The organism is Pontibacter sp. HSC-14F20 (assembly GCF_019599265.1).
Classification (GTDB): Bacteria; Bacteroidota; Bacteroidia; order Cytophagales; family Hymenobacteraceae; genus Pontibacter.
This window is the reverse complement of record NZ_JAHZTC010000008.1, coordinates 27,383-41,985: the sequence shown is the minus strand read 5'-3', so window position 1 is coordinate 41,985 and position 14,603 is coordinate 27,383. Positions and strand designations below refer to the sequence as shown.

The 14,603-nt window shown below is 49.3% G+C and carries 16 protein-coding genes; 10 read left to right on the top strand and 6 right to left on the bottom strand.

The features are described 5' to 3' along the window. The first annotated feature begins 237 nt into the window (after window positions 1-237). Window positions 238-1,413: a nitrate/nitrite transporter gene (locus tag K3G39_RS09510; RefSeq protein WP_370627247.1), complete on the top strand. Its 1,176-nt coding sequence runs from the start codon at window positions 238-240 to the stop codon at window positions 1,411-1,413. 127 nt (window positions 1,414-1,540) lie between these two features. On the opposite strand, the gene K3G39_RS09505 is transcribed toward K3G39_RS09510, so the two are convergent. Continuing rightward, the gene (locus K3G39_RS09505; RefSeq protein WP_220625958.1) at window positions 1,541-1,972 is read right to left on the bottom strand and encodes a lipocalin family protein; all 432 of its coding nucleotides are present in this window, start codon (window positions 1,970-1,972) and stop codon (window positions 1,541-1,543) included. Window positions 1,973-2,183: 211 nt separating this feature from the next. On the opposite strand from K3G39_RS09505, the gene K3G39_RS09500 reads away from it, so the two are divergent. Continuing rightward, window positions 2,184-2,489: a LysM peptidoglycan-binding domain-containing protein gene (locus K3G39_RS09500; RefSeq protein ID WP_220625957.1), complete on the top strand. Its 306-nt coding sequence runs from the start codon at window positions 2,184-2,186 to the stop codon at window positions 2,487-2,489. Window positions 2,490-2,556: 67 nt separating this feature from the next. On the opposite strand, the gene K3G39_RS09495 is transcribed toward K3G39_RS09500, so the two are convergent. Together K3G39_RS09495 and K3G39_RS09490 are read right to left on the bottom strand one after the other, a co-directional pair. Continuing rightward, window positions 2,557-3,825, bottom strand: coding sequence for an energy transducer TonB (locus K3G39_RS09495; protein WP_220625956.1), 1,269 nt, complete (start codon window positions 3,823-3,825; stop codon window positions 2,557-2,559). 100 nt (window positions 3,826-3,925) lie between these two features. Next, the gene (locus K3G39_RS09490; RefSeq protein WP_220625955.1) at window positions 3,926-4,345 is read right to left on the bottom strand and encodes a nucleoside-diphosphate kinase; all 420 of its coding nucleotides are present in this window, start codon (window positions 4,343-4,345) and stop codon (window positions 3,926-3,928) included. A gap of 261 nt (window positions 4,346-4,606) precedes the next feature. Between K3G39_RS09490 and K3G39_RS09485 the strand changes: the two genes are divergently transcribed. From K3G39_RS09485 to K3G39_RS09475, 3 genes are read left to right on the top strand one after another with little or no spacing between them, the layout of a single operon-like run. Further along, window positions 4,607-5,623, top strand: coding sequence for a bifunctional oligoribonuclease/PAP phosphatase NrnA (locus tag K3G39_RS09485; RefSeq protein WP_220625954.1), 1,017 nt, complete (start codon window positions 4,607-4,609; stop codon window positions 5,621-5,623). A gap of 30 nt (window positions 5,624-5,653) precedes the next feature. Then, window positions 5,654-6,616: an FKBP-type peptidyl-prolyl cis-trans isomerase gene (locus tag K3G39_RS09480; RefSeq protein WP_220625953.1), complete on the top strand. Its 963-nt coding sequence runs from the start codon at window positions 5,654-5,656 to the stop codon at window positions 6,614-6,616. A 28-nt stretch (window positions 6,617-6,644) separates the two neighbouring features. Beyond that, the gene (locus K3G39_RS09475; RefSeq protein ID WP_220625952.1) at window positions 6,645-7,187 is read left to right on the top strand and encodes an FKBP-type peptidyl-prolyl cis-trans isomerase; all 543 of its coding nucleotides are present in this window, start codon (window positions 6,645-6,647) and stop codon (window positions 7,185-7,187) included. 56 nt (window positions 7,188-7,243) lie between these two features. Here the strand turns inward: K3G39_RS09475 and recO are convergent, their stop codons facing one another. The 3 genes from recO to K3G39_RS09460 all read right to left on the bottom strand — a co-directional run bounded on the left by recO (window position 7,244) and on the right by K3G39_RS09460 (window position 8,978). Further along, window positions 7,244-7,954 (bottom strand): DNA repair protein RecO, encoded by a 711-nt coding sequence (recO, locus tag K3G39_RS09470; RefSeq protein ID WP_220625951.1) that lies wholly within the window; start codon window positions 7,952-7,954, stop codon window positions 7,244-7,246. Window positions 7,955-8,035: 81 nt separating this feature from the next. Then, window positions 8,036-8,629, bottom strand: coding sequence for a thymidine kinase (locus K3G39_RS09465; protein WP_220625950.1), 594 nt, complete (start codon window positions 8,627-8,629; stop codon window positions 8,036-8,038). A gap of 25 nt (window positions 8,630-8,654) precedes the next feature. Further along, the gene (locus tag K3G39_RS09460) at window positions 8,655-8,978 is read right to left on the bottom strand and encodes a 2Fe-2S iron-sulfur cluster-binding protein (RefSeq protein WP_220625949.1); all 324 of its coding nucleotides are present in this window, start codon (window positions 8,976-8,978) and stop codon (window positions 8,655-8,657) included. 35 nt (window positions 8,979-9,013) lie between these two features. On the opposite strand from K3G39_RS09460, the gene K3G39_RS09455 reads away from it, so the two are divergent. The 5 genes from K3G39_RS09455 to K3G39_RS09435 all read left to right on the top strand — a co-directional run bounded on the left by K3G39_RS09455 (window position 9,014) and on the right by K3G39_RS09435 (window position 14,569). Then, on the top strand, window positions 9,014-10,144 hold the full coding sequence (locus K3G39_RS09455; protein ID WP_220625948.1) for a hypothetical protein: 1,131 nt from the start codon (window positions 9,014-9,016) through the stop codon (window positions 10,142-10,144). A gap of 146 nt (window positions 10,145-10,290) precedes the next feature. Beyond that, complete coding sequence (locus tag K3G39_RS09450; protein ID WP_220626101.1) at window positions 10,291-11,766, top strand: IS1182 family transposase; 1,476 nt, start codon at window positions 10,291-10,293, stop codon at window positions 11,764-11,766. Between the two features lie 475 nt (window positions 11,767-12,241). Next, the gene (locus K3G39_RS09445) at window positions 12,242-12,628 is read left to right on the top strand and encodes a hypothetical protein (protein WP_220625947.1); all 387 of its coding nucleotides are present in this window, start codon (window positions 12,242-12,244) and stop codon (window positions 12,626-12,628) included. A gap of 371 nt (window positions 12,629-12,999) precedes the next feature. Further along, the gene (locus K3G39_RS09440; RefSeq protein WP_220625946.1) at window positions 13,000-13,464 is read left to right on the top strand and encodes a hypothetical protein; all 465 of its coding nucleotides are present in this window, start codon (window positions 13,000-13,002) and stop codon (window positions 13,462-13,464) included. A 112-nt stretch (window positions 13,465-13,576) separates the two neighbouring features. Then, window positions 13,577-14,569, top strand: coding sequence for a MoxR family ATPase (locus K3G39_RS09435; protein WP_220625945.1), 993 nt, complete (start codon window positions 13,577-13,579; stop codon window positions 14,567-14,569). Window positions 14,570-14,603: the final 34 nt, after the last annotated feature.

The following is a 14,603-nucleotide window of genomic DNA, read 5'->3' as shown; positions in this document are numbered from 1 at the left end:
TGCCTTCAGATTGATAAATCCGAAAGAGCCTGCTGCCCTCGTGCAGGTATACAAATGGGGACAAAGACGTCCCCCTCTTAACACTCTTCCGGACAAAGATGTCCGGAAGAGTGTTAAGAGGGGTCCATGCACGAACGTTGTTTTAGTAAAACATCGCTACAAATCAACTTCCTAATCTTTTAATTTTCTAACTTCCCCAACTCTCAAAATCTTAAACTCCTAAACTCTCCGACTTCCTTGCTGTATCAGACTTTAGCTCCGCCCGCCCGACTATTGCCCACGCTGGTGTTTTCGCAGTTTGCGGGTACTTCGCTTTGGTTTGCCGGCAATGCGGTGCTGCCGGAGCTGCAGGAATCGCTGCAGTTGCAGGACGGGGCGCTGGCTTTGCTAACCTCAGCGGTGCAACTGGGCTTTATAGCAGGTACACTGGTATTTGCTTTTCTTTCGCTGGCCGATCGGGTGTCGCCACGTCTGCTGTTTCTGTTCTGTGCTCTGCTTGGTGCTGTGGCCAATGCTTTAGTGATATTCGCGGCCAAAGATCTTTATGCTGTGCTGTTACTCCGGGCGCTGACGGGCTTTTTACTGGCGGGCATTTATCCGGTAGGAATGAAGATAGCAGCCAGCTGGTATAGCACAGGACTAGGGAAAGCCATTGGCTACCTGGTAGGTGCACTGGTGCTAGGCACTGCTTTTCCGCATTTGATTCGGGCATTGGGTGCTTCGTTGCCCTGGCAACAGGTGCTAGGAACGGTAAGCGCATTGGCAGGCATAGGAGGCTTGCTCCTATACCTGCTTGTGCCCGACGGACCATACCTGAAGAAAGGCGCCACATTCAGGATAGGAAACATGTTGCAGTCTTTTCGTGATCGCGGATTCAGGTCGGCCGCTTTCGGGTACTTTGGCCATATGTGGGAGCTCTATACCTTATGGGCTTTTACACCCCTGATTCTGACCTTGTCACTCCCTCAACTTTCCAGCAGCGAGGTATCGGCTTATAGCTTTGCTGTGATCGCGGCCGGTGCGGTAGGCTGTATAGGCGGCGGTTATCTGTCGCAGGTATGGGGAAGCGCGCGAGTGGCCTTTGTGCAATTATTGCTTTCGGGCTTGTGTTGTCTGCTTTCGCTGCTCGTGCTGCAACTCGGATCGTCGCAACTCATTATACCATTTCTGCTTTTCTGGGGCATCGTGGTGGCTGGAGATTCGCCTCAGTTTTCGGCCCTGACAGCCCAGACAGCTCCGCCGCAACTGGTTGGCACCGCACTCACTATTGTGGTAGCCATTGGTTTCGCCATTACAGTGGCCAGCATCCAGCTAACAGGCTTTTTACTAACGCAATTACCCTTGTCCTACACCCTGGCACTGTTGGCTTTCGGCCCGATGCTAGGCTTGTTGGGGCTGCGCCGGCTGGTATAAATTACTATCAGGCTGCTCCAGCTATACCTGATCCGGTAACTTATACCTGTCGATTTCCTACCCAGCAAAAAAGCCGACCCAAAATTGGACCGGCTTTCCTGTTCAAAATATACCTGAGATTTATACCTTATTCGGCTTTCATCTCCATCTTAGAACCATCGGCTGCCACCAGGTCCATTTCTTTATCCGTCAGTTTCTCTACAGTAAAATTCTGCGATTCGTTAGCTCCCTCAAACGTGAGCGATAAGCGTCTGCCCGCTTGATCGTAGGTCCAGGTGCCGGTTTGAAGTGAGCCACCGCCACCCATGGCAAAGCGACCGTCCGAGTAGAACTGCATGGTCTCGTCCTTTTCTTCTGCCGTCAGTTTGTCTTTGTCGCCGGAGGCTGTCATTTCCTTGGCAGCTTTCCAGGTTTTGCTGCTGCCACCTGAGATCATATTGGCATTGCCGGCATTGTCTTTGTCACCGCCGCAGCTTGTCATAAAAGCCATCAGCACAAAGGCCATTACAAACGTAAAGTAGGCTTTTACCTGTTTCAGATTCATGTTCATTTTATTCATAGTTTAATGGTTTACATACCTGTGCCTGCTTACCTCAAGAGGCGTGCATAGAGTACGGTTAAAAGTTTTTTAAAGTTGATGAAAGCTATTTAATCTATCAGGAATACAATGCGGCACAACAATGCGCATCATTCGGCGTATCTATCTAAGCAGCTGAACTTTTTACAGCTACGCACCAAAATTATTTACTGACATCATAAGAATTTGAAATATGGGATTGCGTGATTTTTTTAAAAAGGGTGAAAAGGAACCCGTTAAGGCTCCTAACCCAACCAACCGCCAGCCAGGTGATGGCTCATTTTTTAACCAGCAAGCGCCTCAGCAACCAGGGGCACAGCCTGCAACTGGCCAGGATACCTATACAGTAAAGAGCGGTGATTCGCTTTCTAAAATTGCCAAGCACTACTACGGTGATGCCAACGCCTGGAAAAAGATTTACGAGGCAAACAAGGCAACTATCGGCAGCAACCCTGACCTGATCAAACCAGGCCAGCAGTTTGTAATTCCGAAGCAGTAGGTTTGCTCAAGTTAAAACAGAGAGGGCCGGCTTTATAAAGCCGGCCCTCTCTGTTTTAACTAAAAACTCACCACCTGTGCATGTTAGTGAACGGGTCCGGCATGTGGGGAGATGGAGGTTGTAGATGTTGTGTATGCACACTAAATCTAATTGGAAAAATCATTTCAGACGCTACTGACTTTCCTAGCTTCGTAGCCGGATTCCAGGCTGGCATGCTGTTTACAAACCGCAGCCCCTCTTCATCTACCTTAGGATGTACGCTTTTCTTAACTGTGGCATCCTTTATCTGCCCATCTTCCATCACAGTAAAACTTATCATTAGTAAGCCTTCTATATTATTCCTCCCCATATAAGTGTTTGATGGCCCCTTGAAGTTTTTCTTTGTGTACTCAAATAAGTCACCTCTGAAACTAGCTTCTATAACTGGTACCCCATATTGCAACGTGTCGACTTCACCGTTACTTTTACGCTGCACAACCTGGAAATAATAATCGGCAGGCGCAACATCCGACTCCGGCAGATCCACTTTCGTAATTTGACATCCCAACAAATCAGCTGCAACCGGATATTTGGCCGCATAATACTTCGGATCAGTTCTCCATTGCTCTATATAAAAAAGATAGTCTGGCAAACTCACTAAATGCATTAAATCATCTTTATTAATAGTTGGCACCCCATTTACATAAATTGTACCACTCAGAATTTTGCCTTTGCTGTCATATATCTGCTCAAGCTCCATTTTTCCGCTAGCATCAGTAAGTCGCCACCAACCTGTCTTATGGCCGTCAACGAACATACCTTCCAGTATGGAGGTGCCCTTTCCATCTGCCGTCGCAAAAGGTGCTTTATACTCTCCCTGCCCGTCTTTTACGAGTTGATTTCCGGTCTCGCTCCAAAGGTTATTCACCCGTATTTCTTCTCCATTCAGTGTTACATCTGCCAAAGGTGTTCCTGAAGCACTCCAAAACTTCCAATTCCCGGTTGGAACATCTTCAGAAAAACTACCTTCACAATCCACCTGACCATTAGGATGATAGAAAACCCATTTACCCCACTTTTTGCCCTGCGCATTATAATAGCCTTTGGCCATAACTGTGTTATCTGCATAGTAATCGGTAACAACATGCTGAAACAAGGGAGCGCCCAGGTGTTGCATTTCCTTCACTTCAGCAGGGAAGTAGGTCAGCCGCTTCGCCACAGCTTCCTCTGGTGAGGTAATCTGCCAATCGGCATTGTAATGTAGTATCACGGCTTTGTACTCTGGTTCTTCGTCCTGTTGAGCGAAAGCCTGTGCCGTTAAAAAAAGAAGCAGAACAACGAGTAAAGTTTGTTTCATAAAAAAAGGTGGGGTTACTGATTCAAACATAATCAAAAAAGCCCGCGAGGGCATATAGTCCTGCGGGCTTTTGAGAAATCAATAAGTACTCTTTAATAGCTTAGAAACGCTCGTCGGCCGAGAAGTAGAAGTCGCCTTCGATCTGTGCGTTTTCGTCAGAGTCAGAGCCGTGCACAGCGTTTGCCTCGATAGACTTTGCGTATACCTTACGGATGGTACCTTCTTCAGCCTGAGCCGGGTTGGTAGCGCCGATCAGCTTACGGAAATCCTCCACTGCGTTGTCTTTCTCCAGGATCATGGCTACGATCGGGCCGGAAGACATGTACTTCACCAGGTCACCGTAGAAAGGACGTTCCTTGTGTACTTCGTAAAACTTGCCGGCACGCTCCTCAGTCAGTCTTGTCTTCTTCATCGCCACGATGCGGAAGCCACCTTCCTCGATCATTTTAGTAATGCCACCGATGTTGTTATCTGCAACCGCGTCCGGCTTAATCATAGTAAATGTGATGTTTCCAGCCATGTCTATTGTGTTAATGTGTGTATGTTTCGTTTAGAAGGTGCAAAATTAGCGCATTTAGCTTAATTATAGCAGTACTTGGCCCATACTTTCTGCAAATATTTATGCAGGTATAGCCTACAGCTATACCTGCAGGCTATACCTTGGTTAAACTTTCAGAACAGCCTGAAGCGTCTTAAAACGCTATTTTATTGCATTAGAAGTTATTTCTTCAGAAATTCGCGCCTTATATCCCTATTACTCAGCGGATTTATAACAAGCTTTATGCATGACATTAATGCTCTCAAAGAGCTCCTGAGAGAACCTAAAGAGGTGATGATCACCACACACCACAAACCAGACGCCGATGCATTGGGCTCGTCACTGGGTTTGGCCGGCTACCTCAAAAAACTGGGTCACCGGGTTACGGTTATCACACCTTCTGACTACCCGATCTTTCTTACCTGGATGGAGGGCAATGACGAGGTACTCGTTTACTCTGATAAAAACGACGCCCTCGTGCGCCGCATCATCGACGAGTCGCAGGTGATATTTTGCCTCGACTTCTCGAACCTGACGCGCATCCACGAAATGGGGGAGTATATCCGCAACGCCAAAGGCACCAAAGTGCTGATAGACCACCACCTGCAGCCGGAAGACTTCGCTGACCTCGACTACTCTAACCCACAGGCCGCTGCTACAGCCGAACTGGTATATGACTTGATCAAGGCCCTGGGCGATGGCGACCTGATCGACACAGGTATAGGCGAGTGCCTTTATGCGGGCATTATGACGGACACGGGCTCTTTCCGACACCCGAGCACCTCTAAAAACGTGCATCTGATCATTGCCGACCTGCTGCACATCGGGGTGAACACATCCAATATCCACCGTCTTATCTACGACAGCTCCACAGAAACACGTTTGCGTTTTCTGGGTTATGCCCTCAAAGATAAGTTAGTGGTGCACCACGAGTACAGAACAGCTTATATTACCATTACGGCCGAAGAGCTGAAAGCTTACGACTCCAAAACCGGCGATACCGAAGGCCTGGTAAACTTTGCGCTCTCCATTGAGGGCATTGTTTTTGCTGCCGTGATTATCGACCGTGTGCAGGCCGTGAAGATGTCTTTCCGCTCCGTTGGCGATTTCTCAGTAAATGAGTTTGCACGCGCCAACTTCAACGGTGGCGGACACAAAAACGCAGCCGGCGGTATGTCGCTCGACACCCTCGAGAACACCGTGGCCAAGTTTGAAAGCCTGTTGCCACAATACAAAGAGCAACTGCAGGCGTCCTGTTAAGAAACAAACACTATATCCAACCTATAACCGATGCTATTTAAAACTAAGTTCTTACTGCCGGTGCTAGCCGGTGCCCTGTTGCTACAGTCTTGTGGCGACAAAAACAAAAGCGACGAATTTCGCACTACGGCTGACGGCCTGGCTTATAAGGTATATGAGCAAAAAGACGGTGAGTATGTAAACCGTGGCGAGATTGCTGCCGACGACACTACAGGTGCCCGTCTGGGTCAGGTAATCACGATGCACATGTCGTACCGCACCGCCGACGACTCTGTGCTGTTCGATTCACGCCAGCAGGGCCAGCCGGTCATGCTTCCGGTAATGGAGCCAACCTTTAAAGGCAGCTTAGAGAACGCCCTGACCATGATGCGCGCCGGCGACAGCGGTGTGTTCAAGATCAGCGTTGACTCGCTTTTTGCCAACACATTCAACCAGCCGATGCCTCCGTTCGTGAAGCCGGGCACGCACTTTACTTTCTTCCTGAAAGCCGACAAAATACAGTCTGAGGAGGAAGCGGTAGCAGACCAGCAGAAAATGTTCGAAGAGCAGATGCAGGCCCAGCAGGAGCACGCCAAAGAACAGCTCAAAATCGACGACGCTAAAATTCAGGAGTACATCAAAGAAAAAGGCCTTAAGAACGTTCAGAAAACGGACGCGGGTGTTTACTACGTAATAACAGAAGCGGGCAAAGGTCCGAATGCCAAAGCTGGCGACAATGTTTCAGTGCATTACAAACTGTCTTTCCTGGATGGCAAAGAACTGGAGTCTTCTTACGACAACCCAATGAATGGCGGTCAGCCGTTTACTTTCCCGCTTGGCCAGGGCCAGGTGATCCAGGGCTGGGACGACGGTATCGCGCAGCTGAACAAAGGCAGCAAAGCTATTCTGCTTATACCTTCTCCGCTGGCTTACGGTGGGCAGGCACGCGGCGAGCAAATGCCAGCTAACTCGATCCTGCGTTTCGACGTGGAGCTTGTGGACATCAAAAACTAATTTCTGAATACCTTTTAACCTGAATACCATGAACCTGACACACAAAAAGCAGAAACTGAGCACTTGGTTTGCAAAGGCTCTCTTCTTTTTCGTTGTACTGGTCTCTTTTGCATCTTGCAAAGAGGAGAACAAAAACCCTTACTATATAACGCCTGAGCAGATCGAAGCCCAGAAAAAGTTAGATGAGGAAACGATCAGAAAGTACTTCAGGGCTAATGCTGTTGACACAACCAAAGTAGTTCGCCTGAACAGTGGCATTTATATCCTGACCAAAAAAGAAGGTGAAGGTGACCTGATTAAGCCTGGCAAGTATGCTGAGGTGCACTATATCGGCCGACACATTAATAACGTAGCGTTTGACAACTCTTATACAAGAGGTAACTCATTGTCAGTACTTGTAGGCGCAGGTCAGGTAATCAAGGGTTGGGACGAAGGACTACAGCATATGCGCAAAGGCGAGGAAGCGAACCTCTATATTCCTTCTCATCTGGGCTATGGCATGTATGGCAGCAACAGCATTCCGCCAAACGCCGTGCTGATCTTCGAAATAGATGTGCTGAATGTACGCTAACAACTAGTTTGACATAAACAAAAAAGGCGATGCAAATGTATCGCCTTTTTTGTTTATCAGCTCAGGACTTCCGAAAGGATGGCCAGCGACTTGATTTCGCCTAGCCGCTCCACGTGGAGCTGGTAATAGCGGATCAGGATGGAGAGCATTTCGCGGCGCACCTTGCCGTTAGGTATAGCCGCCTGTTCCGGCGTGCGCAACAACTGGTCGAAAAGCTGTTCATAAGCCTGTAAGGCCAGAACCGGCGGGGCATCGGTCAGCGACTGCGCATTCGGCGAAAAAGCCACCTGCTCCACAATCTCCATTCCGCTGCTTGGCCCGAAGCCCAGGTGGTGGCTCAGGTGCAGCAAAAAGATCAGGTGAAAATTCTCAAAATGGTCCTGCAGTTCGTCAAACTCGATGATGGCATTGAACAGAAAGTGAAAGAGCGTCGGGTTTTCCTCCTCCTCTTTAATAGTGCGCGACACCATCTCGGACAAAAACAACAGAATGCTGCTCTTGCGGATATCAAAAGGGATAGTAGCGTATGGGTAAGCGCTTTTATACTCTGAGATGCGCGTCAGGCCGCCTTTGTGCGAGGTATAGACCACCATATCGAGCAGCGTGAAAGGCTGGAACAGGGCAATGCGGGAACCTGTGCCCTTTTTACGCACGCTGTTCACGATGTACGACTGCACACCCAGTTGCTCTGTGTATACCTTGGCGATGATCGAGGACTCGCGAAACTTGATGTAGTTGAGTACGATGCCCCTTGTCTTGACTAACATTTACTCCAATACGGCTATTTTAGTGATACAGGTTTGGCGCACTTCGCGGTTGGCAGCAAAGAGTAGGTATAGCTCCCGCTTTTATTTTTTTTGCCTGATGCCTTCCTGAAAACAGTGGCGGCAGCGGGCTTCATAAGATTCCGTTTCGCCCAATAGTACCTGCTGCTCAGAGGGGGAGTTCCTGAAGGAGTAGGTCGCAATATCGCCGCACTGCACACAGATAGCGTGCACCTTGGTCACATACTCGGCCACAGCCATTAATGCCGGCATCGGCCCAAAGGGCTTGCCCAGGTAGTCCATGTCCAGGCCGGCGGCGATTACGCGCACGCCACTGTTGGCCAGTTTCACGCAAACCTCGGCCAGACCGTCGTCAAAGAACTGCGCTTCGTCTATACCTACCACATCGCAGCTGCCGCCCAGCAACAGCATGTCCTGCGCAAAGTCTATTGGCGTGGAGCGTATGGCATTGGCGTTGTGCGACACCACATCCTCTTCGTGATAGCGCTTGTCGACGGTCGGCTTAAAGATCTCCACTTTCTGCTTGGCAATCTTGGCTCTGTTCAGTCGCCGGATTAGCTCTTCTGTCTTCCCCGAAAACATCGATCCGCAGATCACCTCTATCCATCCTCTTCTGATTGCGTGGTTCTCGTTCCCAACGCGCGGTTCTATAAACATCTACTATTTTGTATTGGCTGATTGGCTAGTTGCTATACTCCATGTGCGGGAGCATGGTCTGCCGGGGCACACGGCCTTGGGCATCTCCGCTCACTAATGTACACTGGCAGGTTAGTCTTTCGTTATCCTGTAGGCGGCCTCTGCTACGGTAGCGTTCTTCGCTGTCGGTGAGCGGCCCGAAGTGTTCAAGCCCCGCCTGCACGATAATGCGGCAGGTGGTGCAGCGCCCTTTGGCTCCGCAGGCGTGCATCCAGTCGATGCCGTCGGCCTGTATAGCCTGCAGCAGCGTTTGACCGGGTGCCACTTCTACCTGCCGATTGAACAGGTTTTGCACCGTTAAATTTGGCATATTATTTATTAACTTTACGAAAGAAAGGTATACCAATGGAAGACAAATATAATCAATTAAGGCTTGAACGTTACAGCAAAGAACTGGCAAATGTACTTTGCGACCGTCACTTTGCTGCACACGACACTATTAATGGACCCCAACTTATTGGCTTTACGCCCATTAAACAGGTTAATCTGTTTGTAATAAAAGAGCTCCTGCTTAAGTGGCACCACGAAATGGCCAACCTGCGCAGCCCTTATTTCGACTATGAACATGAGGAGGTAAAGGAGGCGCTGCTCAACTTTATGAATGTGCTCTCTCGCAAGATTCTGATCAAACGCGATGCTTTTGAGCCGCTGCTTCAGAAAGCGATCCTCGACACGTTTCTGCTCAAACTGGCACCGGTGGCCACTTTCGAAGAGAAGTTCCTGCGCATACAAGAAGATATTACCCTGCCTAAACTGCAGGAAAACCTCAAGTACATCGATCTGGACAAGGCTCTGTTTGCTGGCTTTGTGGGTACGCTCTCCCCTTCTAACCGCGACCGCGATTACATTTTGAGCCGCTTTAAGCTATACCTGAACGCCAACCGAGATAACATCGCGCCGCTGGCCGAAGTGTTGGAGCCCTTTAACAGCCTGCTGCCGATTACGGAAGAAGAGATCAGGCAACAGCAGATATCGCCTTTAGCAGCCTACGCCGCTTCAATCGGTAAGCCTACGCCAGCCGCTCCAGTCGAAGAGAAAGATGTGGTAGCGCCTATCCATATGGCGCAGCGTGAGGCTTCTATACCTGTGGCTACGCCGGCTCCCACACCAGTAGTGCCCAGACCTGCCGCAATGGCAGACAACAACCTGAATGAACGCTTTAAGGCCGAGCGCCCTACCATGAATGAGAAGTTCAGCAAGCCAGCCTCTTCTTCTGTTGCCGACTCGTTGAGCAATGGTAAGATAGATTCGCTCAAAAACTCTATTTCGATCAACCAGCGCTTCAGCTTCATAAACGAGCTGTTTGATGGCGATAACATGACATATTATAACACGATTCAGCAACTTGACCAATTCAGGAGTCCGGATGAGGCAACGCAATTTGTCACCAACGACCTGGCGCGCAAGTATGACTGGAGCAAAAAGCAGGACAGCGTAAACAAACTGCTCCGCCTGATCGAGCGCAAGTTCGCCTAAGCACAACAACATGTATCACAAAAAAGACCTCTCCTTCGGGAGAGGGCACTGAAAAAGTCTCCGTGAAAACTGGAGAATTAAAGGAGCAGGAATTAAGTTTTCTGCTCCTTTTTTCGTATCTCCTAGTGGAATCAGAGAGCATTCAGATGGTAGCGCAACAGCAACAAATTCAACCAAGCCCCTATTCAGGGCTCTATGATCTGATTGTCCCCCAGGACAATCTGCTTCGTAAAATCAACGACCTGATCGACTTCACTTTCATCTACGAGGAGCTGGTTGCCAAATACTGCACCACCAATGGCCGCAGGGCCGAAAGCCCGGTGCGCATGTTCAAATACTTGCTGCTGAAGACCATCTACACCCTCTCCGATGTGGACGTGGTGGAGCGCTCGCGCTACGATATGTCCTTCAAATACTTTCTCGACCTCTCGCCCGAGGAGGCGGTCATCAACCCCAGCTCCCTGACCAAGTTCCGCAAGCTCCGCTTAAAGGACACCGACCTGCTGAACCTTCTGATCAGCAAGACGGTCGCCATTGCCCTTGAAAAGGGCATCATCAAGTCCCACTCCCTTATCGTGGACGCCACCCACTCGCTCTCCAGGTCAAATCCACAATCCGCCCTGGAGGTGCTCAGGGAACGTTCAAGGCTGCTGCGCAAAGCCCTTTGCAGCATCGATGAAGACATCAAAGGCCGTATGCCCGAACAGCATGACTCGGGCGGGTTGGAAGAGCAGCTGGCTTACTGCCGCAGGCTTGAAAAGCTCGTTGAAGCGGACCAGGCGCTGTGTGTGATTCCCGCCGTCAGAGAGAAGCTCAACCTGCTCAGGGAAACGGTGGAGGATACCCAGGAGAGCCATACGCTCTCCAAAGACACGGATGCCAGGACGGGCCATAAATCGGCTGACAGCAGCTTCTTTGGCTACAAGACGCACCTGGCCATGACAGCGCATCTGGCCATGACAGAGGAGCGCATCATTGCCGCCGCCCTTGTCACCTCGGGCGAAAAAGGCGATGGCCCCCAACTTCCAAAGCTTGTGGAAATAAGCCGCGACAACGGCATTGAGGTGGACACCATCATCGGCGATGCGGCCTATTCAGGCAAGGAAAACCTCAAGCTCCAGGACAAGGAGGGCCGCAGTCTAAAGCTGGTGGCCAAACTCAACCCTGTCATCAGCCAGGGCAGCCGAAAGGAGGAAGCCAGGTTTGAGTATAACAAAGACGCTGGTCTGTTTGTGTGTCCTGCCGGGCATATGGCCATGCGAAAGGCACGTCAGGGGAAAAAGAACCGTGGCAAGAACCAGGCAACCGTCTACTACTTTGACGTTCAAAAATGCAGGAGCTGCCCCTTAAAAGAGGGTTGCTACAAACCAGGAGCCAAGTCAAAAACCTACGGAGTGACCATCAAGTCGCCTATCCATGTGGAGCAGCAGGCCTTTCAACAGACAGCCTACTTCAAGGAGAAGACCAGGGAGCGCTATAAAATAGAAGCTAAGAACAGCGAGCTCAAAAACGTCCATGGCTATGGCAGGGCCATCTCCTATGGCATCACCAGCATGCAGCTGCAGGGAGCGCTGGCCATCTTCACAGTAAACCTGAAGCGAATCCTCAAACTAAGCGCTTAAGCCTCGGGAATTCCCCACAAAACCGCCCAGGCGCCCTCCCTTTCCGACCCTACACACAATTGAAAGTCCGATTGGCTATACAAGTGATCGTTCGGTTGGCCAGCACGACTTCTGATAATAAGAGAAGCGATCAGGTAAAAACATGGTTTTACCTGATCGCTTCTAAGGGTTGCTCCTAAATGAGGGACTTTTTCAGTGCCCTCCCTTCGGGAGCAGGTCTTTTTTTATACCTATCAGCTTTAGCCTCAATTCACTATCGCGCCACATATTTTACCAAAGCAAAATAATTCAATACAGGTATAGCCGGGGCGTTGCAAATACGGTTTCGAAACATTATTTATGCATTTTCTTTGAGTGACAGAGCTGGCAAAACCCGGCTTTTGGCACCGTTGCAGATAAAGAAAACTTGAACTTTATGCAACACCCTAAGAACAACCGTGCGTACTAACAATTCAAAATAACCTTATTATCAGCCATGAGAGACGATTTCGATTACGATGACGACTTAGATTACAGCTTCGATGATGAAGAGGAGGAGGAGGACTTCGGGATGACCTTCGAAGAGGATTTATACCTGATGATACGGGAGAAACTCCGCGACACCATACAAGAGTTTAAGAGCGAGCACCCTGGCCTGAAAAAACTGGAGACACACGTGGGTAGTTTTAAAGTGAACGCTAAGAACACAGACGACTCCAAGTTCTATCCGTTGGCAGCAAAATTGTTGCTTGAACACATAAAACCATTAACACAGGACTCAGAGGAGATTTTGGAAATTTACGAGAATATGCAGACCGACATCGCCCGCTTCAAAAACCAGCGTGCTCATGGCCATGAAGGAGAATTTTACCTGACTGCTTAGCACATAAAGCAAAAGCACTTATAGAAAAAGCCGCCCTAAACAAACAGGACGGCTTTTTCTATATATAGATATAACTAATTCATAATATATATACTCACTGCATAAATAGGGCAAAGTTTTTGCTAGCTAATTTACAATCCTATAAATCTATTTGCCGTAGGTATAGTACCAATGGCCCATAATTATAATAAAACCGATACATGGCGAATTGACTTCGTATAAGAATTATTATTTATTTAACTTTGTACCGGACTTACATGCAACCTTTTGGTGCTTCCGGGAATCCTGGATATAACTAACACCAATTATTAGCTGTGATACACTCGCTACGACTCAATACGAAGATAAACAAACTTAATACTCCATCAGGAATGGCAGTAACACGACTTCTTGGTGGTGAAAGGCACCTTATCCAGACGGTGGATAAAAAGCTGATCCTGACCACTCACCGCGTGATCATGCGGCAAAATAACTGGCTCTTCAGAAGCTACCAGTCCGTGATGCTCGAAGATATCTCTTCCTGGCAGATCAAAGCCACGGGCAAACCCCTATACCTGGCGTTTAGCGTTGTCTCGGCCCTTTTCGTTTACTTCAACGATGTTTTTGCACTGCTCAGCGGCTTCTTCCTGATGTTATACCTGATGACACGGCAACATCGCATCCACATTGAATCGCCCCAAACCACCATGGTTTTGCCGATCGAGGATGTAGAAGAAAACAGGCTCAGCAGCATGATAGAGCTGGTACGGCAAGCCAAGCGTGAACGTATGGAAACGCTGAAGCGACAGCCAGAAAATCCCATCGCATTTGAGACAGAACATAAAAAGAGCGCCTAGGGCGCTCTTTTCTTTTGGTTCTTTTCTATACCTCAGCCTCGCAGGTATAGGCATTTAATTGCGCCCGTGCCTTAGAATTACTATATTTAGGCCCTCTAAATGCCATTGAGCTATGCCAGCAGAAGAATTAGTATATCCAGACCAGGTGAAAGACCATCAACAGAAAATAAAGCAGGTTTTTCAGGAAGTGGGGAAAGTGGTGGTCGGACAGTCCTATATGGTCAATCGTCTGCTCATTGGTTTGTTTACCGGCGGCCATATTTTGCTGGAGGGTGTACCCGGACTGGCCAAAACACTTACCATCAACTCACTGGCCCGCGCCCTGCGCCTCGATTTTCAGCGCATTCAGTTTACACCTGATCTGCTGCCCGCCGACCTCATCGGTACCATGATCTATAACCAGAACGCATCGCAGTTTGAGGTAAAGAAAGGCCCCATTTTCGCTAACCTGATTCTGGCCGACGAAGTGAACCGCTCCCCTGCCAAGGTGCAGTCGGCTTTGCTGGAAGCCATGCAGGAGAAGCAGGTAACTATCGGTGAGACGACCTATAAACTGGATCTGCCCTTTTTGGTACTGGCCACGCAAAACCCGGTGGAGCACGAAGGTACGTACCCGCTGCCCGAAGCGCAGGTAGACCGCTTTATGATGAAGGTATACATCGACTACCCGAAGAAAGCAGACGAACTGGAGATCATGCGCCGCATGGCCAACATGGCTTTTAACGATACCGTGAATAAGGTGCTTTCCAAGGAAGACATCTTTGCCATTCGCAGTGAGATCAACCAGGTGCAGATATCGGAGACGCTGGAGAAGTACATCATTGAACTGGTGTTCGCGACACGTCGCCCAGCCGAGTACGACCTCAACGAGTTTGCCGATTACATACAGTTTGGTGTGTCGCCGCGTGCCAGCATTGCCCTGAACCGTGCTGCCAAAGCCATCGCCTACTTCGACGACCGCGACTATGTGCTGCCGGAAGACATCAAAGAAGTAGCACACGATGTGATGAACCACCGCATCATTCTCAACTACGAAGCAGAAGCCGACGGCATCCGCACCAAAGACTTTATCGAAGCCATATTGCGCAAAGTGCCGATTAGTTAAGGTATAGCTATACCTTAGCCGCTATACCTAAAAT

What these genes read in the sequence shown, in the direction of transcription:
- K3G39_RS09445 (WP_220625947.1), top strand. Translation starts at nt 12,242, where the DNA reads ATGAGAGACGATTTCGATTACGATGACGACTTAGATTACAGCTTCGAT.
- K3G39_RS09435 (WP_220625945.1), top strand. Translation starts at nt 13,577, where the DNA reads ATGCCAGCAGAAGAATTAGTATATCCAGACCAGGTGAAAGACCATCAA.
- K3G39_RS09480 (WP_220625953.1), top strand. Translation starts at nt 5,654, where the DNA reads ATGCTATTTAAAACTAAGTTCTTACTGCCGGTGCTAGCCGGTGCCCTG.
- K3G39_RS09440 (WP_220625946.1), top strand. Translation starts at nt 13,000, where the DNA reads ATGGCAGTAACACGACTTCTTGGTGGTGAAAGGCACCTTATCCAGACG.
- recO (WP_220625951.1), bottom strand. Translation starts at nt 7,954, where the DNA reads ATGTTAGTCAAGACAAGGGGCATCGTACTCAACTACATCAAGTTTCGC.
- K3G39_RS09465 (WP_220625950.1), bottom strand. Translation starts at nt 8,629, where the DNA reads ATGTTTATAGAACCGCGCGTTGGGAACGAGAACCACGCAATCAGAAGA.
- K3G39_RS09505 (WP_220625958.1), bottom strand. Translation starts at nt 1,972, where the DNA reads ATGAATAAAATGAACATGAATCTGAAACAGGTAAAAGCCTACTTTACG.
- K3G39_RS09475 (WP_220625952.1), top strand. Translation starts at nt 6,645, where the DNA reads ATGAACCTGACACACAAAAAGCAGAAACTGAGCACTTGGTTTGCAAAG.
- K3G39_RS09495 (WP_220625956.1), bottom strand. Translation starts at nt 3,825, where the DNA reads ATGAAACAAACTTTACTCGTTGTTCTGCTTCTTTTTTTAACGGCACAG.
- K3G39_RS09485 (WP_220625954.1), top strand. Translation starts at nt 4,607, where the DNA reads ATGCATGACATTAATGCTCTCAAAGAGCTCCTGAGAGAACCTAAAGAG.
- K3G39_RS09490 (WP_220625955.1), bottom strand. Translation starts at nt 4,345, where the DNA reads ATGGCTGGAAACATCACATTTACTATGATTAAGCCGGACGCGGTTGCA.
- K3G39_RS09460 (WP_220625949.1), bottom strand. Translation starts at nt 8,978, where the DNA reads ATGCCAAATTTAACGGTGCAAAACCTGTTCAATCGGCAGGTAGAAGTG.
- K3G39_RS09450 (WP_220626101.1), top strand. Translation starts at nt 10,291, where the DNA reads ATGGTAGCGCAACAGCAACAAATTCAACCAAGCCCCTATTCAGGGCTC.
- K3G39_RS09500 (WP_220625957.1), top strand. Translation starts at nt 2,184, where the DNA reads ATGGGATTGCGTGATTTTTTTAAAAAGGGTGAAAAGGAACCCGTTAAG.
- K3G39_RS09455 (WP_220625948.1), top strand. Translation starts at nt 9,014, where the DNA reads ATGGAAGACAAATATAATCAATTAAGGCTTGAACGTTACAGCAAAGAA.